Source organism: Patescibacteria group bacterium (genome assembly GCA_027858235.1).
GTDB lineage: Bacteria > Patescibacteriota > Patescibacteriia > Patescibacteriales > BM507 > BM507.
In genome coordinates this window covers 1-24,443 of sequence record JAQIDC010000057.1, presented here as the reverse complement: position 1 = coordinate 24,443, position 24,443 = coordinate 1, and the positions used below count along the sequence as shown (strand labels likewise).

The 24,443-nt window shown below is 33.3% G+C and carries 22 protein-coding genes; 2 read left to right on the top strand and 20 right to left on the bottom strand.

Annotated elements, in window-relative coordinates; genetic code table 11:
* Positions 1 to 418: 418 nt before the first annotated feature.
* Positions 419 to 1,123 (top strand): hypothetical protein, encoded by a 705-nt coding sequence (locus tag PF572_05155; GenBank protein ID MDA3840454.1) that lies wholly within the window; start codon positions 419 to 421, stop codon positions 1,121 to 1,123.
* A gap of 73 nt (positions 1,124 to 1,196) precedes the next feature.
* On the opposite strand, the gene PF572_05150 is transcribed toward PF572_05155, so the two are convergent.
* The 6 genes from PF572_05150 to lepB all read right to left on the bottom strand — a co-directional run bounded on the left by PF572_05150 (position 1,197) and on the right by lepB (position 4,972).
* Positions 1,197 to 1,637 carry a hypothetical protein gene (locus tag PF572_05150; protein ID MDA3840453.1) on the bottom strand — a complete coding sequence of 147 codons (441 nt, stop codon included), beginning with the start codon at positions 1,635 to 1,637 and terminating at the stop codon, positions 1,197 to 1,199.
* Positions 1,638 to 1,641: 4 nt separating this feature from the next.
* Positions 1,642 to 2,130: a DUF2127 domain-containing protein gene (locus tag PF572_05145; protein MDA3840452.1), complete on the bottom strand. Its 489-nt coding sequence runs from the start codon at positions 2,128 to 2,130 to the stop codon at positions 1,642 to 1,644.
* A 109-nt stretch (positions 2,131 to 2,239) separates the two neighbouring features.
* On the bottom strand, positions 2,240 to 2,698 hold the full coding sequence (locus PF572_05140; protein MDA3840451.1) for a GatB/YqeY domain-containing protein: 459 nt from the start codon (positions 2,696 to 2,698) through the stop codon (positions 2,240 to 2,242).
* 7 nt (positions 2,699 to 2,705) lie between these two features.
* A complete protein-coding gene (locus PF572_05135; GenBank protein MDA3840450.1) occupies positions 2,706 to 2,942 on the bottom strand; it encodes a hypothetical protein in 237 nt (78 codons plus the stop codon).
* A gap of 89 nt (positions 2,943 to 3,031) precedes the next feature.
* Positions 3,032 to 4,390, bottom strand: a complete 1,359-nt coding sequence (gene hisS / locus PF572_05130; protein MDA3840449.1) for a histidine--tRNA ligase — start codon at positions 4,388 to 4,390, stop codon at positions 3,032 to 3,034.
* A gap of 24 nt (positions 4,391 to 4,414) precedes the next feature.
* The gene (gene lepB, locus PF572_05125) at positions 4,415 to 4,972 is read right to left on the bottom strand and encodes a signal peptidase I (GenBank protein ID MDA3840448.1); all 558 of its coding nucleotides are present in this window, start codon (positions 4,970 to 4,972) and stop codon (positions 4,415 to 4,417) included.
* A gap of 270 nt (positions 4,973 to 5,242) precedes the next feature.
* On the opposite strand from lepB, the gene PF572_05120 reads away from it, so the two are divergent.
* Entirely contained in the window at positions 5,243 to 6,715 is a 1,473-nt protein-coding gene (locus PF572_05120) for an LCP family protein (GenBank protein ID MDA3840447.1), read from the top strand.
* A gap of 194 nt (positions 6,716 to 6,909) precedes the next feature.
* Here PF572_05120 and topA read toward each other — a convergent pair whose 3' ends face one another.
* The 14 genes from topA to PF572_05050 all read right to left on the bottom strand — a co-directional run bounded on the left by topA (position 6,910) and on the right by PF572_05050 (position 24,404).
* The gene (gene topA / locus PF572_05115) at positions 6,910 to 9,150 is read right to left on the bottom strand and encodes a type I DNA topoisomerase (GenBank protein MDA3840446.1); all 2,241 of its coding nucleotides are present in this window, start codon (positions 9,148 to 9,150) and stop codon (positions 6,910 to 6,912) included.
* A gap of 16 nt (positions 9,151 to 9,166) precedes the next feature.
* Positions 9,167 to 10,261 (bottom strand): DNA-processing protein DprA, encoded by a 1,095-nt coding sequence (dprA, locus tag PF572_05110; protein MDA3840445.1) that lies wholly within the window; start codon positions 10,259 to 10,261, stop codon positions 9,167 to 9,169.
* A 296-nt stretch (positions 10,262 to 10,557) separates the two neighbouring features.
* Positions 10,558 to 11,109, bottom strand: coding sequence for an aminoacyl-tRNA hydrolase (gene pth / locus PF572_05105; GenBank protein ID MDA3840444.1), 552 nt, complete (start codon positions 11,107 to 11,109; stop codon positions 10,558 to 10,560).
* Position 11,110: 1 nt separating this feature from the next.
* Positions 11,111 to 12,628 carry a ribosome biogenesis GTPase Der gene (der, locus tag PF572_05100; protein MDA3840443.1) on the bottom strand — a complete coding sequence of 506 codons (1,518 nt, stop codon included), beginning with the start codon at positions 12,626 to 12,628 and terminating at the stop codon, positions 11,111 to 11,113.
* A gap of 27 nt (positions 12,629 to 12,655) precedes the next feature.
* Positions 12,656 to 12,994: a four helix bundle protein gene (locus PF572_05095; GenBank protein ID MDA3840442.1), complete on the bottom strand. Its 339-nt coding sequence runs from the start codon at positions 12,992 to 12,994 to the stop codon at positions 12,656 to 12,658.
* A 75-nt stretch (positions 12,995 to 13,069) separates the two neighbouring features.
* On the bottom strand, positions 13,070 to 13,345 hold the full coding sequence (locus PF572_05090) for a hypothetical protein (protein ID MDA3840441.1): 276 nt from the start codon (positions 13,343 to 13,345) through the stop codon (positions 13,070 to 13,072).
* 118 nt (positions 13,346 to 13,463) lie between these two features.
* Positions 13,464 to 15,914 (bottom strand): phenylalanine--tRNA ligase subunit beta, encoded by a 2,451-nt coding sequence (pheT, locus tag PF572_05085; protein ID MDA3840440.1) that lies wholly within the window; start codon positions 15,912 to 15,914, stop codon positions 13,464 to 13,466.
* A gap of 162 nt (positions 15,915 to 16,076) precedes the next feature.
* Positions 16,077 to 17,105, bottom strand: coding sequence for a phenylalanine--tRNA ligase subunit alpha (pheS, locus tag PF572_05080; GenBank protein ID MDA3840439.1), 1,029 nt, complete (start codon positions 17,103 to 17,105; stop codon positions 16,077 to 16,079).
* A 41-nt stretch (positions 17,106 to 17,146) separates the two neighbouring features.
* Positions 17,147 to 17,521: a hypothetical protein gene (locus tag PF572_05075; protein ID MDA3840438.1), complete on the bottom strand. Its 375-nt coding sequence runs from the start codon at positions 17,519 to 17,521 to the stop codon at positions 17,147 to 17,149.
* A 123-nt stretch (positions 17,522 to 17,644) separates the two neighbouring features.
* Positions 17,645 to 17,938, bottom strand: a complete 294-nt coding sequence (locus PF572_05070; GenBank protein MDA3840437.1) for a hypothetical protein — start codon at positions 17,936 to 17,938, stop codon at positions 17,645 to 17,647.
* 192 nt (positions 17,939 to 18,130) lie between these two features.
* Complete coding sequence (locus PF572_05065; protein ID MDA3840436.1) at positions 18,131 to 22,177, bottom strand: UvrD-helicase domain-containing protein; 4,047 nt, start codon at positions 22,175 to 22,177, stop codon at positions 18,131 to 18,133.
* Positions 22,178 to 22,207: 30 nt separating this feature from the next.
* On the bottom strand, positions 22,208 to 22,558 hold the full coding sequence (locus PF572_05060) for a four helix bundle protein (GenBank protein MDA3840435.1): 351 nt from the start codon (positions 22,556 to 22,558) through the stop codon (positions 22,208 to 22,210).
* Positions 22,559 to 22,619: 61 nt separating this feature from the next.
* Positions 22,620 to 23,930 carry a pitrilysin family protein gene (locus PF572_05055; GenBank protein ID MDA3840434.1) on the bottom strand — a complete coding sequence of 437 codons (1,311 nt, stop codon included), beginning with the start codon at positions 23,928 to 23,930 and terminating at the stop codon, positions 22,620 to 22,622.
* A 117-nt stretch (positions 23,931 to 24,047) separates the two neighbouring features.
* Positions 24,048 to 24,404 (bottom strand): four helix bundle protein, encoded by a 357-nt coding sequence (locus PF572_05050; GenBank protein ID MDA3840433.1) that lies wholly within the window; start codon positions 24,402 to 24,404, stop codon positions 24,048 to 24,050.
* Between the last annotated feature and the right edge of the window lie 39 nt (positions 24,405 to 24,443).

The following is a 24,443-nucleotide window of genomic DNA, read 5'->3' as shown; positions in this document are numbered from 1 at the left end:
CCCCCCCCCTGTCATTCCGGGCCCCGACCCGGAATCCAGAAATTCCATTTCGATTTACACACGCTACCTGCTTCGCAGTTAGATGGGTATTTGCTCGCACGCAAATAAAAAATCTCGCTCCCACAATCCAAAAAATAATTGAATTGCTAGAACGAGACTTCTCGCGGTTCCATCTAGCTTTCCCGCGAACGGGACACCTTGATTTAAGTAGCTTATTCTATTCCTAGAAACAGGGTTCCAATCTCCCTGCATAAGCACTGAACTAAATTTTAACTATTTTCATTATACTGTTTTTGCATAGTTTGTCAATATTATGCTTGCTTTACTAAGTAATATATTTATGCTTAGATATGAATAATAAGTTTGTTCATTCAAATAAAAGATCACTAAAGATAGTTACTCAACAAAGGAGAAGCTCATGGCCCGAGAATTGTGGTATCAGTCTGAGAATACAATTCAAAGCGTTTTACAAAAAATTCAAAGAAAACAGAAAGACACAATTACCTTTGGTGATGTGCAATGCATGCTTATCCCCTCAGGTGATGGTAAAGCTTTTGCTGGTATGAAAATAAGAACAATGTATTGTGACAAAAAAAGAAATTATCGTTCAAAACGAAATGGCGGAAGAACGGATAGACGGACTGGCCAAAAGAAAGACAATAAAGCAATAGTCGAGTTTTCAAAAATCATGGCCAAAGAATCCCTCAATTCTGTAAGGGTTCGAAAGATTATTGTACTTAAAGGGAAAAACCGTTGGATTATCGAAGAAGATAAAATTTCTTTAAATTATTTTCCAGATGGGTATGGTTCTGAAAGTAAGCGTTTATATTCTTTTGTCTGGCAACCAATAGATAAGGGTGAGACAAAAGCCGGTGACATGTTAAAATTAAATATTGTTGGATCAAATGATGTTGAACTTTTCTCTTCAGAAAACCCAATGGAAGAAATTTTACAGAATAAACGACTAGAACTAAAGTTGTTTATGTACACCCACAGAGAAGAAAAGTTGGACATCGCAAAAAGCATCTTGACCCGACAACTATTTCTGAAGCTAAATATTGCCTCTAAATTAACCGAACTCCTAAAAATTTCAAAGTTAAGAGATCTTTCAAGTAGAATATAATTCTTGCTAAATGCAAAAAACAAAAACCCTCCAAAAATTTAGGAGGGTTTTTATATTCTAAACATTACAACTATCAATGAAAACCACGTGCTCTATCGCCAAATTTAATTCCAAAAGAATGGGCCCAGACATCTACGTTTACCCATTTCTCATTAATCCTAACTTGTAAATATTGATGAGGAGAAATATACCAAACCAATGTCCATTTTATTTTAATATCATCTTCTTTAAAAAAATTACTTTTTATTAAAAATGCTCTCATTATATAATTTATGTTATTACAATGAAGAAAACCTTTTTGTCTCCATAAATAATTAATATCCGAGTAAAATATATTAAATATCCTCGTATAGGTTTTGATACGCTGTCCTTGATATCTATCAACTAATATTTGATAAGCCTTTTTTAAACACTCTTCGCTACCTGATGATTTTTTTAATTCAACAATTAAATTTTCCATCTCATTTGGCAGAACTTCTGGAGCTGGTTTCTTTACTAATAAATCAAGGGGCATAATTTTATATTTTGTTTGTTGACATTTTTATTCTCAAATATTCAAATCGCAATAACACAATAATCGAAACATCTACCAAGGTTAGAAATGTTAAAACAAATGAATGAGTATGCAGGATTCTGACAAACTGATATGAGCTAAATAAAAATAAAATTACCCCCGCAACAGGATATACCCATATCCTTTTTTGCCATAAGCCGATAAACAAACTTAATTTAATAACTCCATGTATTATTAAATATATTGAGACGAAAGAAAGAGTATCAATACTTATGCTTTGTGAATATTTAACAATATAGTTTGCTACAAAATCGGTCGGGTCTTGGACTAATTCATGGTTAAAGGTTATTTTTACTAATTTGACAATAAAGTCTGTTTTTAAAAAAATCAGAAAAACTCCACCTATCGTCTCCAAAACACCATCTAATCCTTTTATGAAAATGCCAATTAAAAATAGATTATGAAATAGTTTTTCATTTTTTTGATTCACCATATATTATAAGACTAAGTTATAAAAATAAAAGAGTCAAACTGTTTATCCTGATTTAGTAAATAAAAAAATTACGCAATTAATCACGTAATTTTTTATATTTCAAATTGTTCTATCCTAACTTTTTCTTTACCATCGCAGACACTGCCGTTCCATCAGCTTTTCCCTTTACCCGAGCCATTACTTCTCCCATAATCGCACCAAATGCAACTGTGGAATTTTCACTTTTTGTCTTCATCACATCTTCAACAATCTTTTCTAGCTCTTCTTCTGACATTTGTGCTGGTAAATATTTTGCTATAATATCGATTTCGTTTTTTTCTATTTCTACCAAATCTTCTCTGTTCCCTACTTTATAAGATTCAATTGAATCTTTTCTTTTTTTAACTTCAGAAGATAATACTTCTAAAATTTGTTCATCACTCAAAACAACGTCCTCTCCTTTTCTTAAGGAGATTTCTTTATTTCGAATCACAGAAATCATCATTCGCAAAACAGAGAGCCTTAACTCTTCTTTTGCTTTCATTGCCTCTTTAAGGTCGATTTTAATTTGATCTAATAAATTAGCCATATATTTTTTACCAGCGTCTTTTAGGCTCTTCTTTTAATTTTCCGATTTTCTTTAAGTATTCAGTTTTTTCTTTTAGTTTCATGCCAAATAAAGTAGATATTTTCTGGCTATTTTTGTTCTTGTCCTTTGAAACATATTTTCTTGAACGAACTTCTTGTAGCTTTCTACTTTGAATTAAGCCTTTGTTGAATCTTCTTAAAAAATTCTCAAAACTTTCACCTTTCTTTCTTTTTTCTTCTTTCATATTGCCACCTTCCCTTCTAGATATTTTAAATTATTATTAATATTACTTGACTATTCTAATATCAAACATCAAAACTGTCAAATGTCTAATTAGTCTTTTTTTAATCTCTTTTGTAATTCTTGTGAAACTTTTTTAATATCAACAATTTCCTGTACTCCAGACTCCATATCTCTTAACATTGCTGTTTCATCTAACATTTCTTTTTGGCCTATAATTATGCTGTACTTCGCTCCAACTCTATTGGCTTCTTCAAGCTGATTTTTTAGTGCATCCTTAGTAAAGGCTTGTCTAACCTTAAATCCTGATCTTCTTAATTCTTCAAACATTACCATGGTCTTTTTCCTCGCTGGCTCTCCCAGTTGAGCCAAGAAGATAATATCATCATCATCTTTTTTCAATGGAATATTTAACTCTTTTATCTTCATAACAACTCTTTCAAGTCCTATCCCAAAACCAAGGGCTGGAGTAGGCTCGCGTCCCCCCATTGTTTCAACAAGATCGTCATAACGACCTCCACCACCAAGGGCAACTTGTCGCCTGGTTTCTCCCTCTTCATTCTCTTCTGGAGCTGAAACAAATTCGAAAACTGTTCTATTATAATAATCAAGGCCTCTCACCAAATATGGGTTTAGAACGTAAGGAATATCAAATTCATCTAAATATTCAAGGACCTTCACAAAGTGCTCACGACAAGCATCATCAAGATAATCAACTAACTGTGGAGCATCATCTCTAATCTCAATACAATCGGCTTCCTTACAGTCTAACAGTCTTAATGGATTTTTATCTAAACGTTTTTTACAATCATTACAAAGTCTTGTTCTCTTTCCCCTTTCCTTATAAAAAGCAACTAGTTTTTTTATATAATCTCCTCGGCACTCTTTGCAACCAATACTATTTACTTGAATCTGAATATCAATCTGTAATTCTCTAAAAAAATTATAAGCGATAATCATCAGCTGAGCATCGGCAACAGGACTAGCCTCTCCAAACATCTCAAGGTCAAACTGACGATGTTCTCTTAGTCTTCCGGATTGAGGTTTTTCATGTCTAAAAAGAGAACCGATAAAAAGTGTTTTCACAGGCTGAGGAAGATTGAGCATTCCGTGTTCATTATAAGCTCTAACAAGACCTGGAGTAGCTTCTGGTCTTAGAGAAATTTTGTCTCCACTTTTATCAACAAAAGTATACATCTCTTTTGAAACAATATCACTTGTTTTCCCAGTTGACCTTTCAAACAAAGCTTCATTCTCAAGTACTGGAGTTTCTATTCTTCGAAAGCCGTAAGTTGTGGCTAGGTCAATTGCTTTCTTAACAACCAAGTCGTGATATTTATATTCTTCAAAAGTAATATCTTTCATCCCTTTGAGTCTGGAAAATTTCCTTGATCTACTACTGGGTTTTTTTGGGGCTTGCTTTATATCTTTTGCTTTTATGTTTTTGGCCATAATTTTATATCAAATAAATAATAATTAGTAAGTTGGTGCAGGAAAAACGTCAACTCTGTCGAATGGCCAACCTCGTAACAAAACTTTGCCAATCACAAAGCTACGGTCAACAGGTCCAAAACTTCTGGAATCTTTGCTGGCGTTTCGGTTGTCCCCCAATACAAAATATTCACTAGAACCCAAAGTTATCAGGTCTTCACTTAAGCTATATGTTTTTATATTTTTTTCTAAATAAGTTTCATCTAAAGTCAATCCATCTGGATTTTCATCGTTATACACGATAACTCTTCCATCCTTAACTTGAACTTTTTCTCCTGGAAAGGCAATAATTCTTTTAATAAAAAACTCTTGTGGATTCTTTGGATATCTAAATACTATAATTTCACCTCTCTTGGGGTCATTAAATCTATAGGAAATCTCATCAACTATTAAATATTCATGATCGTAAAAGTTAGGCTCCATTGAAGCCCCTTTAACATAGAAGGGCTGAATCAAAAAATAGCGAATTGGAGCTATTATTACAAAAGAAATTAAAACTATTTTAAGTAATTCAAAGACAAAGGCAACTGAATTTTTAAACATATTATTGTAAAAATTAAAGATATTAAAAATGTTATTGCTAAGTTCAATAACTAATTACGATTATAACACTTTTATTTTTTAAAATCAACCCTAGACCACACAACACAAAACACAAAACATGTAACATTTTTTGCTTATTTCTAATATATTCCATGTTATATTGCATGTTTTGTGTCGTGTGTGACAACCTTGCTTTTCCCCAAAAATATAGCTATAATTATTCTAGAAACAATATTAAAATAGCAGCCCAACCCTGCTGTATTTAAATTTATGCCAAATTTTCTTGATAATCAGGAGATAAAAGAGGTTAAAAAAGATATTAGAAAAAAACCCAAGCTACTTATGAAGGGAGCGGCTTTTTTGCTTACATTTTTATTCATCGCATTTTTTATATTTACAACTCAAGTTATTGTTTCCAATCAAAAACCAAGTTCTTGGATGGCTCGTATTCCTATTATTAATACCTTGAAGAACTTAGCAGAAAGTGCTGATAAAGCCTTGAAGGGCGAGCAAAGAGAAAGAGTAAATATTCTTCTACTCGGAATGGGAGGTAGGCAACATGAAGGTGGTTACTTAACTGACACTATAATACTCGCTAGTCTAGATCTTGATACTAAAAAAGTTGCCATGATGTCCATCCCTCGCGATATGGCCATCCCAATTGAAGATAAAGGATTTCAAAAAATCAATTCTATTAATGCCTATGCTGAAATGGATACAGCCGATAGTGGTGGCTTGGCGGTTAGTCAGGCTGTTAGTGATATATTAGGGATTCCAATAGACTATTACTTGCGTGTTGATTTCGAAGGATTTGTGAATATTATCAATGAGCTAGATGGTCTTAAGGTCTATGTTGAAAATACACTAGAAGACCACAGATATCCCGTAAAAGGAATGGAATCTGCTGAAAACTATGAAGCACGTTTTGAACATCTATATATTGAAGAAGGCTGGCAACAACTTGATGGTGAGCTTGCACTTAAATTTGCTCGTTCCAGGCATGCTTACGGAGTAGAAGGTTCAGACTTTGCTAGAGCGAGAAGACAACAGATCATAATTGAGGCTGTTAAAAATAAATTAGTTTCGGCTCATACTCTTTTTAATCCTTCAATGATAGGAGATATATTAGAAGAGGCAAATAACCATATTTCTACAAATTTGAAAACTTGGGAAATGGTAAAACTTTGGAAAGACTTTAAGGATGTTAGCAAAGACCAGATTATTAATAAAGTTCTTGACAATAGCCCAAATGGATTATTAGTTGATACTATCGCAGACACCGGAGCCTATATCCTCTCCCCTCGAAGTGGAGACTTCTCTGAAATACAATATATGGTTAATAATATTTTTTCTGATGCCCCTGTTGAAGCCAAAAACGTAGTCGTAGAAGAAGCTGCTACCGTTGAAGTGAGAAATGGCACCTGGATAAATGGTCTCGCTTCCCAAGCATCCCTAGATTTAGAAAAATATAGCTTTAATGTTATCCGAGTTGGAAATTCCAGCAAACAAAATTTTCAAAAATCAGTTATCTATGATTTGAGCTACGGAGAAAAAGAAGAATCCTTGGCTGTTCTGAAAAAGGTTTTAAATGCCAATGTGTCATTTGGACTTCCTGATTGGTTAGTAGAAGACCTAGAAAAAGATTTAGAAAATGAAAAAAATCCGGTCCAACCAGATTTTCTTGTTATCTTAGGACAGAGCGCAGATGAAACATTGTCAGGTACTGAAAATAAAGAGGAGTAACTAAACACAGGACTTAGAAATTAAAAGTTTTGAGTATATAAAATAAAGTCGTACATACCTGCCTGAAATGCCATGAACGAATTGCATTAACCTCATAATTTTTATAAAGATAACTACTCTTAACAAACAAGTTGAGTTAAAATTGAGGTAGACGGGTGTACGACTTTATTTTATATATACTATTGAGAATATTTCTATTTTTTATACTTGCAATCCTTTGCACTACAAACTAATCCTCCATCTTTAGATTCCACTAAAAGTGAACTACAGTCAGGACATTTTTCACCCGTTGGCTTGCCCCACAAGGCGGTTTTACAATCTGGATATTGGTCGCAGGCATAAAATATTCCACGTTTACTTCTCTTCTCAACTATTTCTCCCTTTCCACAAGTGGGACATTTAACTCCTGTCTTTGCTTTTTCGTTTAGATTCTTTATATTCTTACAATCAGGATATCCAGTGCAACCAAGAAAAGGTCCAAATCGTCCATTCTTAACTCCCATTGGTTTACCACATTTTTCACAAACTGTATCTTTGTGTTTTTCTTCAAGTTCTATTTGCTCTGGGGTTTTTTCTTTTTCACCGTCTTTCCCTGGCATGCTTTTTATGTTTTTACAATCAGGATAAGCACCACAACCTAGAAATTTCCCAAATCTACCTGTTTTGATTATCATTTTAGCGCCACATTTATCACAAATCTCATCACTTTCTTCTTCTGGGACAACATCTTTTCTATCAAGCTCTTCGTCTTTTAGTTTTAAATTTTCATTGAATGGGACATAAAAATCCCTAATTACAGGTTGCCATTCAAGATTCCCTTCAGCTACATTATCTAGGTCATTTTCCATTTGAGCTGTAAATTTATAGTCAACAATTCTTGAAAAATGATTTACGAGAAGATCAGTCACAATAAATGAAATGTCAGTAGGGGCGAGCCGTTTTCCTTCATCTCGACTAACATAATTTCGAGCCTCAATCGTCGCTATTGTCGGTGCATATGTTGACGGTCTTCCAATCCCGTGTTTTTCAAGTTCTTTAACAAGCCCAGCATCAGAATATCTAGCAGGTGGTTTTGTAAAATGTTGTTCTGATAAAAGTTCTTCTAGGGCAAGATCATCTTTTGCTTCTAGACTCGGCAATTCTAATTCTTTGCTTTTTTCAGGATAAATATTTAGATATCCATCAAAATTTATCATTTGCCCATTGGCTCTAAATTGATATTTATTCCCAGCGTTTATGTCTATAACAGTTGCATCTACTATTGCTTCAGACATTTGAGAAGCAATACTTCTCTGCCAAATTAATTTATATAACCTATACTGATTTGGGGCAAGAGAATCTTTTATCAACTCAGGATCACGACTAGCCTCAGTTGGCCTAACTGCTTCGTGAGCCTCTTGAGCATTTTTAGATTTTGTCTTGTGGGCTCTTTCAACTTTAGGAACATATTTTTCTCCCAGTTTCTCTAGTAAATATGCCTTAGCATCTTCTTTAAATTTATTTGAAAGATTCAGAGAATCTGTTCTCATATAAGTTATCAAACCTACCTGATCCTTACCTTTTATTTGAATACCTTCATATAGCTGTTGAGCAACAACCATTGTTTGCTTAGCAGAAAAACCAAGCATTCTATTGGCTGCTTGTTGAAGGGATGATGTTATAAATGGTTTTGGGGGATTTTTCTTAACTTGCTTCTTAATAACGCTTTCAACGACATAATCAACTCCGTTCAATTCTTTTACCACTCCATCTGCCTTCTTTTTATCGTTGATATCAAATTTATCCAGAGTCCTACCTTCAACTTTATTTAACTTAGCTGGAAATACGAAATTTTTCCCGTCGCTCTTCTTTAAACTAGCATCGATTGTCCAATATTCCTGTGGGTCAAAAGCCTGAATTTCTCTTTCTCTTTCAACTACCAAACGAACAGCCACACTCTGTACCCTACCAGCTGACAAACCTCGTGATACTTTCTTCCATAGAAAAGGCGAGAGTTGATAACCAACAATTCTATCGAGAATTCTTCTGGCTTGCTGAGCATCAACCAAATCATGATCAATTTTCTTAGGATTATTTATAGCATCAAGTATCGCCTCTTTTGTAATCTCGTGAAAAACAATTCTCTCTGCTTTCTTGCTGTCTAGACCAAGAGCTTTTGACAAGTGCCAAGCAATAGCCTCTCCTTCACGATCTTCATCAGTTGCCAGAATAATCTTGTCTGCTTTTTTGGCCAGGCCCTTCAATCTTGAAATTGTTTTTTGAGCGCTATCGGGTATTTCATAAGTTGGTTCAAAATTGTTTTCAACGTCAATACCCAATTCTTTCTTGGGTAGGTCACGGATATGCCCAAAAGAAGAATCGATAACATAATCTTTCCCCAAAAATTTTGTAATTGTTTTTGCCTTTGTCGGCGACTCAACTATAACTAATTTCATAATTATTATATTATTTTCATTTTATTAAAACATAATTCATTCCACCGAGATTTCTTATCATTCCTTTTATCTCCATCATGCTCAAAGTTGTATTTATAATTTTTATATCTAACTTTGTCAATCTGACTAAAGCGTCTATATGAATTGGTTCATTTTTTAAAAATTTTAAAACTTCCTCTTCTTCTTTTGTTTCTGGTTTAATCTCCTCTTTCTTAATATAATTCACAACATTGTCCAAGTCAAGTGAATCAAAAATATCCTGGACGCACAAAACAGCTTTTGCCCCATCTTTTATTAGTTTGTTTGGCCCAGCGGAAAGAGCAGAATAGATACTCCCAGGAACTGCCATTATTTCTCTATTTTGCTCCAGGGCATCACGAGCCGTAATTAGAGCCCCTGACTTTTCTCTCGCTTCTACGACCAAGGTCGCTTTTGTAAGACCTGAAATGATCCTATTTCTTTGAGGAAAATGATATGGGAGCGGAGCTGTTCCTATCGGAAACTCTGATATTAGTGCTCCTCCCGCCTCAACTATCTTCCCCGCCAAATGTCTGTTATGGGATGGATAAATACTTGCCAAATCAACCCCTGTTCCAAGAACTGCGATTGTTCTAGTTCCCTCTTCAAGGGCTACTCTGTGAGCGTGTGCATCAACCCCAAGGGCTAGTCCGCTTATTATTGGTATACCAGTTTTTGCAACTTTTCTTACAATATCTTCAACAATTTGTTGACCATAGGCAGTATAATTCCTAGAACCAACGACAGCTAAACCATTTTCATCTGCAAATAACTCCCCCTTAAAATAAAGGATTTGAGGAGGATTAAAGATTTCTTTTAAAATTTCTGGGTAATTCTCGTCATCTATTCCAATTACAGAAATATTTTCTTTTTGAATCTTGTTTACAATTGTTTCAATGTCAATTTGCGAACGGAAAGAAACAAATTCAGACGCGATTGCTTCTTCAATCCTAGCCTTTTTGAGCTCACTAGTGTTTGCATTGAAAGCAACTTCAAAGTTTGGAAAATAATCTTTTAATTTTTTCAACCTAACTGGACCAAATTTTGAGAAATGCGATAGGGCCACTAGATATTTATGTTTGCTTAAGTCCATTTTTTGATATTTTTAATAAAAACTCTAATACTTGACATAGAAATACTTGTGTGTTAGAGTGAAAAATCGATTTGAAATAGTGTTAGTTTTTCTACTTGCCACTGTTTTTGTTTATAGATGCCTTTCCTCCTTGAGCACCTAAAATAAGAATTAGTTGGTAAGTAGAAAAATATATATTATTTTGAATTTTACAACTTCGTCTAGAGACATCTTACAGAACTTACCCTCCTTTGTTTTGTATATTGTTCTTCTAGGCGAGTTTATAGAAATCAAAGAAAGGCCCTTGAGGCCTTTTTTTAATTCTGTAAGTCTTTTACTATATCTCTATACAAAGAAGCCAGAACCTCCTTTTCTTCTTTATTAAATCTTTGTAATACAAATTTTTCACTAGGAATGAGTCTTAAGCTGTCATTTTTTATTCCTATTCTATATCTATTGAAATTTTTTGTTCCCAAATTATTTATTATAGATTGAACTCCATTATTCCCAGCACTTCTGGAGTCAGTCGATTTTTTGTATACACCAAAGTCTATATCAAGATCATCATGAACCACAGTTAGAATACCAGATAGATCTGAATTCTTGATTGTAAACAATTTAAAATTCTTTGGTAAGATCTTATAATAATCGAGTATTGCCCTAGTTGGTTCACCTGACAAATTCATATAAGACATTGGCTTTATTAGGGTATACTTATTATCTCGAGCGACAAGTGCTTTTCTTTTTTTGTCTTCTTGCCAATTGAGACCTAAACTATCGGCCAGAATATCAATAACCTCAAACCCAGCATTGTGTCTTGTACTCTTATATTTTTCACCAGGATTACCTAGTCCAATTATAATTTTCATATTAAGATGGTCTTCTTGACCTAGTTTCTCTTTTTCTAGGTGAATTATTGCCGTCGTGTGCTCCATGAATTTTTTTATTTCTCAATACTTTCACAGAAATTGGTGTTCCCACAAAACCAAAACGTTCTCTTAATCTATTTGAGAGAAATCTAACATAAGAGAAATGGAGATTATCTTTTGAACCAATCTTTACTTCAACAATTGGTGGGTTGGCACTTATTTGATGTATCTTATATATGTGGGGATGCTTAGTTCCTGTTCCTTTGGCAGGTTTGTGCATCTTAATAACTCTTGCTAAAAATCTATCTAGTTGTTGCTCAGAAAGTTCAATTCTTCGATCCCTGTCAACATCCAATAAGACATCGAGAACTTTCTTCACTTTGTTCCCAGTCAATGCTGAAACAAAAATAATTGGAGCCCAGGTTGCGAAAGGAAGAAAATCATAAATAGATTCGGTAAATTTCTTAGTATCTTTTTCTTCAATTAAATCCCATTTGTTGGCAACAATTACTAAGCTCTTTTTTCTAATAACAATTTCTTCAATTATTTTAGCATCCTGTCTTGTAAGCTCTTCATTTACATCCATAACAAACAAAGCAATGTCTGCTTTATTTAGAGAATATAGTGATTTTTCAATGCTCATTTTTTCAAGAGCGGCTACGTCTTTTATTTTACTAGGAACCCTGCTCCTTCTGTGATCCTTCTGCCCCTGTCTGCTAAGACCAGCTGTATCAACCAATCGAACAAGTTTATCTTTATAATTAAATTCTATGTCTTGTGGCTCTCTTGTGGTGTGAGGAACAGGACTAACAATAGCTCTTTCATAGCCAAGCATTTTATTTATCAAGCTAGACTTACCGACATTTGGCTTCCCAATAAAACAAACTTTTACAGCATTACTTAGAGCCTCTTTCCTTGCGTCCATTTCAGCTATTATTTCTTCTTTTATTTTTTTGCTACTTTCCTTAAGCAGTGGAAATTTTTCTCCCAAATGTCTGCTAACTTCGTCTAGCAAATCTCCAATACCCGAACCAGTAGTGGCAGATACGGTCATCGGTTCTCCCATTGCTAGTTTATAAAAAGAAGCGGCATTTTTACGTAATTTTTGACTATCTGATTTATTTACTACTAAAATTATTTTTTTGCTTTTTGGTAATACTTTTTTAAGAAGTCCTGACATCTCTTTATCTTGAGGCAATATCCCCGCTTTTGCATCGACCACGAATAAAACAAGGTCTGCCTTGGCCAAATAATCACTTGCTTGTTTCTGAACTTTTGCTTCTATGTCTCCAGTCTCTGCTTTTTTCTCAAGTAAAAAATCGAGATCCGTAATCCCTCCAGTATCGATTAGAGTAAAATCAATCCCATTCCACTCTGCTTCTGCCATATTGCTATCCCTAGTAGTTCCTTCAATGTCTGCTATTAAGGCCATGCTCTTTCCGGTTATTTTATTGAAAAGAGTTGATTTCCCTACATTCGTTCTACCAAAAACAACTACTGTTGGTAATTTTTTTTTCATATACTACGATGAATCATGAATCATGAATTATGAATCATAAATTTCTTTTGATTTTTTTATTAACCCATTTATTAACTTATGTGATACTACTGTTTTGTCAGCTAAAGATTTAAAGACAACACTTATTATATATTCAACGTCTTTCGCAATCAATAGCTGATTTTGTAATTCAGTTAAAGACCCTTGTGAGATATAATAAAATTTTAATTTATCTTTATAGGAATTTCGACTAAACCCTTCAGCAATATTTGAAGTTATGGAGACCGCGGCTCTTCTAATTTGTGAGGTAAGTCCGAATAATTCTTCTTTTGGGAAAGTTTTTGTGATTTTATAAATTTCTAAAACCAGTTCATGTGATTTTTCCATGAATTAAGATCAGTGAAACTTTTTATCTTTTCATTACTCATAATTCATTATTCATTATTCTAGCAGGTTCGCCTGCTATTTTTTAGCAGTATAGTTTCCAATTACTTCAACTAACTTTTTAACACCTTCGCTCATTAAAAGCAAGTACGAAGTTGAATGTTCGACTTTTTCTTTTACAGAATCAATTACTCCTTCTATCTTATTGAACATGCCTCTGGTCTCTTTAATTAATCTAAAAAGCTCTTTCATGGTTCGAGCCAAATAATAAATTGCCCAAGAAGTAAACATGGCAAGAGAAAAAATTGATACTGCTTTAACTATATTTAGAATGTCGGCGCTTGTTTCAAACATATTTTTATCTGTCCACCAACACTACATCCAAGGCAGCGAAGGAGGTTTTTTAATAATAATTTATATTAATAACATTAGGGCTTGCCCTCCGAATCCGCCAGCTGGCGGATTCGGAGGGTTAGTAATCACGAATAACTGCTTCAAATTTTTCACCCATTTTATTCAACAATTCTTTTTGAATGTCATCCACTTCTTCATTGGTTAAGGTTTTATCTGCTTGATATCTTACTCGGAAAGCTATGTTTTTATTATCACCCCCAATGTTCTCACCAACGTAAACATCAAATAATTCGATGCTTTCTATGTATTCACTATGTTTATAAATAGAGGAAACGATATCACTATAAGATATTTTTTTATTTACTACAAAAGCCAAGTCTCGCAAAAGTGCTGGGTATTTTGGGATAGGTTTATATGTTTTTTCCTCTCTCTCTACACTTGTTTTAAGTATCTCGCTCATGAAAAATTCAGCGATTACAAACTGTTTTTTAATACCAAGACTCCTGGATATTTTTCCATCCATCATGGATATGGTTCCTAAAAAAATGTCAGTTTTGGTGCCTCTTTGGCCAGCCAAATAAACATCAGACGAATTTGTTTTTTGTGCCCAGTTTGATTGAGAATCAGCTTCACAAAAAGCGAGCTTTAAACCAAGAGAAGCGAAAAGTGCCTCAATAGAACCTTTCGCTTTCCTAAAAAGACCATCCTCTTTATCGGAGGCAAAAAGCATCCCTAGTCTATTCTCTTGATATGGGAGCTTCTCGTCGCTTTTTTTATCTTTTCCAAAAGACCCAGCATGACTCAAGAAAACATTTCCAATCTCAAATATTGCAAAATCCTCAAAACGCGCTTGATTAGTTTTTACATTTAAGATTAAATTAGTTGATAGTTTTTGTCTTAGCAAGGTTTGGTTGGCAGTTAAAGGGTTGGCTAGTTTGAAATACTGAGATGAATCTACGCCCATTTTTTTTAATTGAGCCTCATCGACAAAAGAATAATTATAAACCTCTGACAGAGACAATCCTTTTAAGGTTTCTCTAATTCTCCTTATCAAAGATAATTCATTATTTAACTCAGGCGCTTCCATTAAAAGACTTGGCATCAAGCTCGGAATGTTATCATAACCAAAAATTCGAGCAACTTCCTCAGCTACGTCTTCTTTGGTAGAAATATCTTTTGTTGCTCTCCAGGTAGGAATTGTAACATTAATTTTTTTATCCATATCTTCAACAATGAATCCCAGGCTAGCCAAACTAGCTAAAATCTTCTTCTTTTCAATCTTAACCCCAAGAATTTTTGCAAACCAATCAATCTCTATTTCTATTGGTCCTAGATTTAATTCAAATTTCTTTTCATCGGATAATTGACTAGAAATTTCTGCTCCCGGTATTATTTCAGTAACCAACTCAACAGCTCGAACTAAAGCCTTCTCACACATATTCGGGTCAAGCCCTTTTTCAAAACGAGATGAAGAGTCTGTCCTTAGGGATAATTTGTTTGAAGTTTTTCTTACTGAAACAAAATCAAAATTAGCAGATTCAAAAATGATTTCCTGAGTTTCATTACTTATTTCACTGTTAGCACCCCCCATAACACCAGCAAGTGCTAGAGGTTTTTTCGAGTCTGCGATTACAATCATATCTTCATCTAATTCCCTCGCCTCCCCATCAAGAGTATCCATTGTCTCACCTTTTTTTGCTTTCCTCACAACAATTTTGTCTACTAGATTTCTATCAAAAGCGTGCATTGGTTGGCCTATCTCCAGCATTATATAGTTTGTAATATCAACAATATTATTTATCGGCCTCATCCCTACGGCCAATAATCTATCTTGCATCCACTTTGGTGAATCAACTATCTTTATACCCTTCATCGAAATTGCCATATAACGAGAACAATCTTTATGGTCTTCAACTTTTATGCTTAACTTGTCGCAATCAGCGCAGGATAGTTTATCTGGGTTGTATTGATAGTTCTTCCCGTGCCTGCCGGCAGGCAGGAATTTCAAATCATGAATAGCAGATATCTCTCTAGCCATACCAATATGTCCCCAAAGATCTGGTCTATTTGAAAGGGATTTATTATCAACTTCTATTATTGTATCTTCCATTTTGAAATGTTCTGCTAATGGTTTCCCGACTTTAGCATTTTTATCTAATATCAATATGCCAGAATGATCACCGCCTACTCCAAGTTCATCAGGAGCACAAAGCATCCCTTTTGAAATCTCTCCTCTCACATCAGCTTCTTTTATTTCAAGACCATTTGGCAAAATTGAACCAACCAAAGCAACGGGCACTCTTTGACCTGGGGCAATATTTGGCGCACCACATACTATATTTAATTTTTCACTTCCATTGTCTACTAAAGCAACTTGCAGTCTATCAGCATTCGGATGTTTTTTCACCTCTAATACTTTACCAACAACAAGGTTGTTAAATTTTTCAGATTCTTCTCTGATTTCTTCAACTTCAACTGTATGCATGGTTAGAGAAGTTCTTAAATCACTAGCTTTAATATTTTTTGGAATTTCAACAAATTCTTTTAACCAATTTAAACTTAAATTCATAAAATTTTATTTAAAAATAAATCCTAAGCTCTAAACACTAAACTCTAAACAATGTCTAAATTCAAATATTCAAAAAAGTTTTGGATTTATTATTTTAAAAATTTGAAATTGTTTAGGTTTTAGATATTAGATATTAGAGTTTAAAAATATACATATTTTTTATTAAAACTGCTTCATAAACCTTAAATCACCACCATTAAAAAGCCTAACGTCATCTGTTTTGTATTTAAGTTGAGCCAGTCTGTTTAGCCCAAAACCAAAAGCGTATCCCTGATATACATCGGGGTCAATTCCTCCTGCTCGAAGAACGTTGGGGTGTATCATTCCTGAACCAAGTATTTCAAGCCAACCTGTTTTTTTACACAAGGTACAACCTTTCCCATGACAGAGGAAACAAGTGTATTCTCCGTTTGACCCAGGCTCAACAAAAGGATAATATTTTGGCCTCATTCTAATTTTTGTATCTGGTCCAAAAAGTTTTTTGCCAACCAACTCCAAAATACCTTTCATGTGTGCAAAATTAATATCCTTGTCTATCACAAAACCCTCAACCTGATAAAAGGTGTGTTCATGCCTAGCATCTGTGGCTTCAGACCGAAAAACACGACCTGGAACAATCGCTCTCATAGGTGCCCCATGTTTTAACATTGCTCTCACCTGAACAGAAGAAGTGTGCGTTCTCATAACAAGGTCGTTCTCTCCTTCTTTGTTTGGCTTATCAATATAGAAAGTATCTTGAGTATCTCTCGCTGGGTGGTATGGTGGGATATTTATTGCTTCAAAATTATAATAGTCACTTTCAAGTTCGGGACCATCTAGAGTAGTAAATCCCATCGAAGTAAATAAATCTTCCATCTCATATTGGAGCTGGGTTATTGGATGAATATGACCTATCTTTTGTTTTAGTCCTGGAAGAGTTACATCATTTTGTTCATCTGTCTGAGGAGTTTGTTCAAATCTTTTTTTTGCTTCATTAAATTTAGCCTGTATTTCATTTTTAATTTCATTAGCCAATTTCCCCATCGCTGCTCTTCTTTCCTTTGGAACACTAGAAATATCTCTTAAAACAGAGGTTAATTTACCCTTTCTCCCAAGATAAAAAAGTTCTAATTCTTTAATAGCTTTAGTTTCTTTGATGTCAGAAATACTATCCAGAATTTCTTTTTTTAATTTATCAATTTTTTCTTGCATATCATATCTGCCCTCCGAAGCCTTGGCGTAGGAGGGATTATTTATTTTCTTACACTGATTAGAAAAAATTCTAAAACAGATAATCCACTTATTAAAAATACTAAGTTAAGCCATGAGAACAATCCTTTTGATAATAAAAATAAAATTGCCAAAAGAAAAAAAGAGAAGAAAAATGATTGTCTAAAGGCATCATTTACAACCCTGAAAGCTAACTTTTGTCTCAGTGCTACAAATCTTACAATAAAACCCAGGAGTGAAGCCGTGCCCAATAAAGCTAGAAAAAGTGAGCCGTAAAACAGGGCAATCCCTATCCAATTTGTTAAATATGGGTCAATTATATTTATTACAAAAATCCAGGAAATCCAGGAGACAGAAACAACAGCAAGCATTGTACTTATATATTTTTTTAGAGTCATATATAGTTAAAACTTTATAAAACACAAAGTGTTTTTGTATATTTGGGGCATGTGGCCCTCAAGTGAAAAAACACACAACGATTTCGTTGCATGTTTCAATATTAGCACCAATAATGCAATATTTCAAGTTAAAACTCTAATCTCTTTAACTAGTTTTTTATCCAATTTTTCATTTAATTTGTCAACTAGTGATTGCTCTTTATTCCGCAAATTTACTGCATTTAGTTCGCAAAGAGAAGCTACATTTATAACCCCATCGCTAAAATCTATAATTTTGAATTTATCGTCAGCATTTTTACCAAAAACCTCTCTTAAAAAGTTTGAAAAATACCTTAAAACGGTTTTCTCATCAACAAAACCAGAGGCGCCTGACCTTCTGACTGCTCTATTCAATAAAAATTTAAAATCACTAAACATACTTTCAAAAACTCTAAATCCTAATATCTAAATTCTAAACAATATCTAAACAATAATTTCAAAATCCAAAAAAGTTTTTAATTTTGAATTTGTTTAGAGTTTAGGATTTATAGCTTAGAATTTTAATTATTTAATATTATCAATCAATAGGAAATTGCTATTCATCAAAATTTAAAAGTAAGTGCCTCCTCTCTACTTCTTTCTAAATTCACAAATACTATTAAAATCACACCAAGCACAAAGAAAACCAGGGGTTGGTGGAAAAGTGCTTTGTTTTATTTCGGTAATTGTATCCAGAATAAGATTTTCTAATTTTTCCAATTCTTTCTCTTTGGCTACAAAACTTATCTTACTATTATTTTCCAAATAATAAAAGCTCGATTTAGACACCTTTAAACCTAGGGCTTCTTCAGTTGCAATTTTATATAATAATAATTGTCGCTTATCTGAAAAATCTAATTTTTCTTTTGGAGCTCCTGTCTTATAATCAATTATTTCTACTGTTCCATCTTCAAGATGATCTATTCTGTCTATTGCTCCCTTCACTATATATCCTCCCATTTTTATATTAAATGGTTTTTCAATAAAAGCAGGCTTTGGCCAACCGTCTCTTTCCATATCATCATAGAGAGTATTTAGAATAACACCACCTTTTTCATAATACTTTTCTCTGTCCTTTTTACTCCTATATCCATCGTTTTTCCAATTATTTTCGTAAAGAGTTAAAAGGTCTTTTCTGGATATTTTTTTCTTATTAGCTTTTTTCGTTTCAAATAATTCTTGTTGAGCTACTATTGGGTCAGTCATCGGTAGAAATAAATCACGCAAAGTGTCATGCATAATGCGACCAAAGATGAAGCTCTGTTTATCATCAATAGGTATTTTTAAAATAAAATTAAAACGATATTGATAAGGACAATTTGTGTAAGCTGCAATTTGAGAAAATGAAAACCTTTTCGGCAACTCATATTTAGTGTCTCTTTCTTCTTGGCTTATTTTTTTGGAAAATAAATCATCCACAAGGTCATTTCTTTTTACCTTTCCCCGTCCTGAGCTTGTCGAAGGATCCTTTTTTTCGAATTCAATATTAAAGCCCATCTCTTCCAAAAACTTTGAAACTTTCTTATTTTGAGCTCCACCATAATCAGTAGCACTTGTTAAAAATAGTTTTTTACGAGCTCTAGTTAGAGAGACATAAAAAAGTCTTCGCTCTTCTTCAATATGAACATCTCCTTCTGGCAACTTTTCTTTTACGAGACCATCTGGAACTGGTATTTTTTCTTTTTTACCGATAGTCGGGAATTTTTTATCTACTAGATTGACTAAAAAAACATAATTAAATTCAAGCCCTTTGGAGGCGTGCGCTGTCATTACGCTTACTTTTTCAGAGTCTTCAAAATTTTGAGATAGTGAACCAGTCTCCCCAGCTTCCATTTCCAACTCAACCGCTTCTACAAAATTCTTTATTTTGAAATCTGGATCAGCTGATTCATAATCTTTCATTTTTCTATAGAGTTGGTTTAGGTAGTCATATATTTCTTGGTCGCGATTAAAATCATAGTGAGTCATCAAGCCAGAATCACGAGCAAAATCTAGGAATATTTTTGAAGCCTTATCAAACCTGGCGTCTTTGCTGTGTTTATCAATAAAACCGAGTAGCTTTTTAGCGGTAAGTACTGTTTCTGGTGATATTTCTTTTATTTTATCCAAGTTTTTTAACGCCTCATACATTGAATAAACCTTTCTTCTAGCAAATTTATTTATAGCTACTAGGTCGTGATAATTAATTTTAAAAAGATCCATATTCAAAACTCTAAACAAGGCAGATGACTCATGGTAATTGTCGAGAAGTTTAAAATAGGCCAACACATCTAGAATCACGGGCTTGAAATAAAGACCTCGCAAGGAAACAAATTGATTTGGAACGCCCTCTCTAGTTAGCTCGGAAATAAATTTCAAAGCAGTGTCGTTAGCGCGAACCAAGATTGCAAAGTCAGACCAACGAGCCTCTTTGTCATTCTTGAAAATATTTTTTATTTCATTTGCCACTCCTCGCACTTCATCAATATCTGTTGGAAAATGCAAATGTTCAACTCCTCCAATTCCCTCAGAATTTGATTTTAGTTTTTTATCTATTTTAAGTTTTACCTCAAGTCTATTCGGATTATTGTGTTTAATAAAATCATAAGACCTATCTAAAATATCTTGTCCGGAACGATAATTCTCCACCAAAACAACCTCCTTAGTATCAGGATAATCATCCTTAAATTGCATAATGTTTGAGATTGATGCTCCCCTAAATTTATACACTGAATTATGAACCACAATATCATTCGAAACAAAATTGTGAGTTTTATCAATCTCTAAATCATAAACTGAAATATTTTTTTCTTCTTCACTTCTTTTTATTATTTGTTCGTAAATAACTTCTTTATTTTTTACTACTGGCAAAAACATACCTGGCAAAACATTGGAGGCTGGAATAACTAAAGATTTTTTATGCTGAATTTTTGTTTTGCCAACATTCATCTTCGTTTCAATGATGGCTCCCGTTTCTTTTTTAATTTTTTGTGCTATACGACCTATTTCCCTAATATCAATATTGCTAACTCTCAATCTTTTTCCATTTTTTGACTTACTCATCTCAAAGCCCATTTTCTTAATTACCCTAATTGTATTTTTATCACTTGTTTCTAGGGACAGGAGATGGGATATCAAAGGATTTTCGAGATATTTACCATTGGACTTCTTGCTTCTATAATTCCGATAACACATTTCAATGTTTATTTTTATCCTTGTTTTTCCACCTCTTTTGACAGCCTCCAGCGAAACCTGGTGAGCATTCAAGTCTATCCCTAAATCACGAGCTAGATTATCTACCGAGCTATCAACATCTAAATCTTTATATAGTTGTTCGCTCCATTTCCTTTTTGTCATCATCCCTTCTCGTTCCTGAAAAACAACTGTTGGTATGCCATATTTTAGAGACAATAATACTTCATTATAACGTGCTTCTTCCTCAGTTTTATAGGCTAATATAGCCACTATCTTGTCTGCTGATCTTTCTAAACTAAGTCGGACTACTAAATCTTTACTAATTCCTATTCTCCAACCAAGTTCTTGCTTATGCATCAGATAAACATAATAGAATTTTTCTAATTTTGCTCCTTCTGAATTTAAGAAATAATTACTTCTCGGTGTAAAACAAAATAATTTATGATTATCGGTTGTTGCTATTTTTTTACCGCTCTTTGTTTCTAGTGTTATTAATCTTGTTTTCTTTTTATTTTTACTAACCTGGACCACTTTACTGAAACCCAAATGACCTTTGCCAACAGCTGTTAGAACTTCTTCTCCTTTTTTTATTTTATCAATTCTTTTCTTCCCGTCTCTCATTTCCACTAAACTATCCCCAGGCAAACATTGATCATCGTCTCCCACGACCATTAAATTGTTTTTTGGTGCGGAAAGCAATTTTATCAATTCATATTGAGCCCAGTTAGTATCCTGAAACTCATCAACCATGATATATTTGAACTTGGTTCTATAATACTTCAAAATATTTGGTCTACTTTTAAAGAGCTTTATGGTATACATTATCAAATCCCCAAAATCAAGTAAGCCTTCATCGAGGAGAATTTGATTGTATATTCCATAAGCCCGTGCTAGTTCATCCAATCTTTGTAGTTCTGACTGAGCCTCATCGTCGTTTTCATCACTACCCTTTTTTAATTTTTTAATATAATCAGAATATTCTTTGGATGAAATACTTTCATCTTTTAAACGAGAAAAATGTTTTATCAATTCGTGAATAAACTTAGTGGGGTTTCCTAGTGGTTTATAATAATCAAGTTCTAATTTTTCAAGATTTTTTTTAAGTAAAATCCATTGCTCAGTTTGAGTTATCAATCGGAAATTACCAGGCAGACCAATATCAAGAGAGTGGTCGCGAAGTATTCTTTGGCAAAAACTATGAAAAGTATTTATCCATAAATCAACATAACCATAAGGCAAAACCCTGTCCGCTCTTTCTTCCATTTCGGCTGCTGCTTTTTCGGTAAAGGTCATTAAAAGGATATCATCAATTTTTATTTTTTTTGTGTTAATCAAAAAATCCAACCTTTCAATCAAAACACTAGTCTTCCCAGTACCAGCCCCAGCCACAATCAAAAGAGGCCCATCGGTGTGTTCAACGGCCTGTTTTTGTTCCTTATTTAGTTTTACCTGATCGGAGATCATGATTATTAATTTTGAATTTTGAATTTTGATTCAATTTTTATTGTTTAATGTTGAAACTATTTTGCCAAATATTAATGTTAACTCTTGAGCTTCTTTCCATAAATCTCTTGCTTTATCGGATAGTTTATCATCATATTTAACAATCATTTTTAACCAATGTTTTGTTTCTTGTGCTTCTTTTTTGCAAATATATATTTTATTCCTAAAGTCCTTTTTTGAGCTAGCCCCATTTGCTTCACAATAATTCGCCCCAACACTTGTTCCTGAACGAACCAGCTGATTAATTAGTGGTTTACTGATAATATCTTGATTAACAATTTTACAGAAGTCAATAATGTTTTCACCAAACTTAGAAGCCCTCTCTTCAAGATTGAAATTAATAATTAAAAATTAATTATTAGTTATTGAATCAAAATTCAAAATTAAACATTAGAAATTCTTTTTATATCTTCAACAACTCTTCAAACTTCTTAACATCCCTATACGGTCCAATAACAGCTAAATTCAATTGATCAGTCTGGAATAACTCTCCAGCTACTCTCTTTATATCAGAAACATTTACTTTTTGAATTTTTCTCAAAGCTTCTTCTGGGCTTTCAATCTTTTCTTTTGTTTTAATATTTGTCCTCTTCACTGTATTTATCATAAGAGCTTGACGGCCATACCAGTTAGCAACGTTATCTGATGACTCAAGTTGAATAGCAACTTTTCCGGAGATCAAGTCTTTGGCTTTTTTCAGTTCAGCTGGGTCAACCAGTTTTGTTGTTATTTTTTTGTATTCTTTTATTATTATTTCTATTGCTTTTTCAATTTTATCAACAGGGACACCGGCGCCTGTTGTGATATAACCAGTATCACTATAAGTTTCCGCTCCTGTTCTAACGTAATAAGCTAAACCATTTCTTTCACGCAAGTTAATAAAAAGCCTCGAGCTCATTGATCCTCCCAATATAAGAGAAATTATTTTTAATGTTTGTGAATCTTTATGGTCATAAGAGAAACTTCTCACTCCCAATGAAAGATGAACTTGATCTGTTTTTTTATAATGTATTTTGACTTTCTTTTTCTTCTGTTCATCTACAACAACCTCTTTTTCAACAAACTTCTTCCCTCTTTTATTAAAATTTTCTACATTAAATTTTTTATTAATTTCTGTTAAAACTTTTGGTTCTGTAATATTCCCAGAAACAACCACAAAAGTATTTTCTGGACCATACTGAGATTCTACATAATTAACAAATTCACTTCTCTTCAAATTCAATATATTTTCTTTTGTTCCAATAGTATCACGTCCAGCTGGAGTATCTCCGTATAGACATTCCTCAAAAATATCTTCAATATACATCATTGGATTATCTCTATACATATTTAGCTCCTCAATAATAACTCCTCTCTCTCTATTTATTTCCGAAGCATCAAACTTAGAGTTAAGAAACATATCAGATAAAATATCAATGGCTTTGTTCAATTTTGTAGCATCAACTTTTATATAATAACCAGTATATTCTTTGCCAGTAAAAGCATTGTAATCGCAACCAAGACCATCTAGCTCGCTGACAATACTGTGAGCGGTGGGTCTATTTTTTGTCCCCTTAAAAAAGACATGTTCTAGAAAATGAGAAAGACCAGAGTTTTTTTCATTTTCATATTTGGCTCCCGTCCCAACCATAATTAAAATCGTGGCAGTCATAGTGCCACGGCTAGGTGCTGTAATAACGGTAAGACCGTTAGTCAATGTATTTTTTTTAAACATATATATCTTAAAAATTATTTATTAAATAAGTGCATAGTTATACCAGTGTTTAAACTCTAAATTCTAAGTACTAAATTCTAAACAAATTCAAAATTCAAATTCTAAAATTAAAAATAGTTATTTTGATTTTTCAATTATTGCTCCGAAAATTTTCATTAACTCGGTTACTTCGTTAACTAATACTTTTCTTTGCTTGTCTAGATTATCACTATTTATATCGAGAAGCAATAGCCAATATCTTGATTCTTTTGCTTCTTTTCTGGATATTTTTACTCTATGAATGAAATCCTTTTTACTGAAAGATTCATTTGCTTCAATATAGTTGGCTCCAACTGAGCCAGACGACCTAACTAATTGTTTAGCATCTTCAAAATTTGAGATACTTTTACTTATAATTTTCAAGAAATTCCTTACGTCTTGAGCAAATTTAAATGTTCTATCTTCAAGATTATAATAACTTGATTTTCCCTCCATTTATTTATTTTGAGTTTATAATTTTGTATTTGTTTAGAA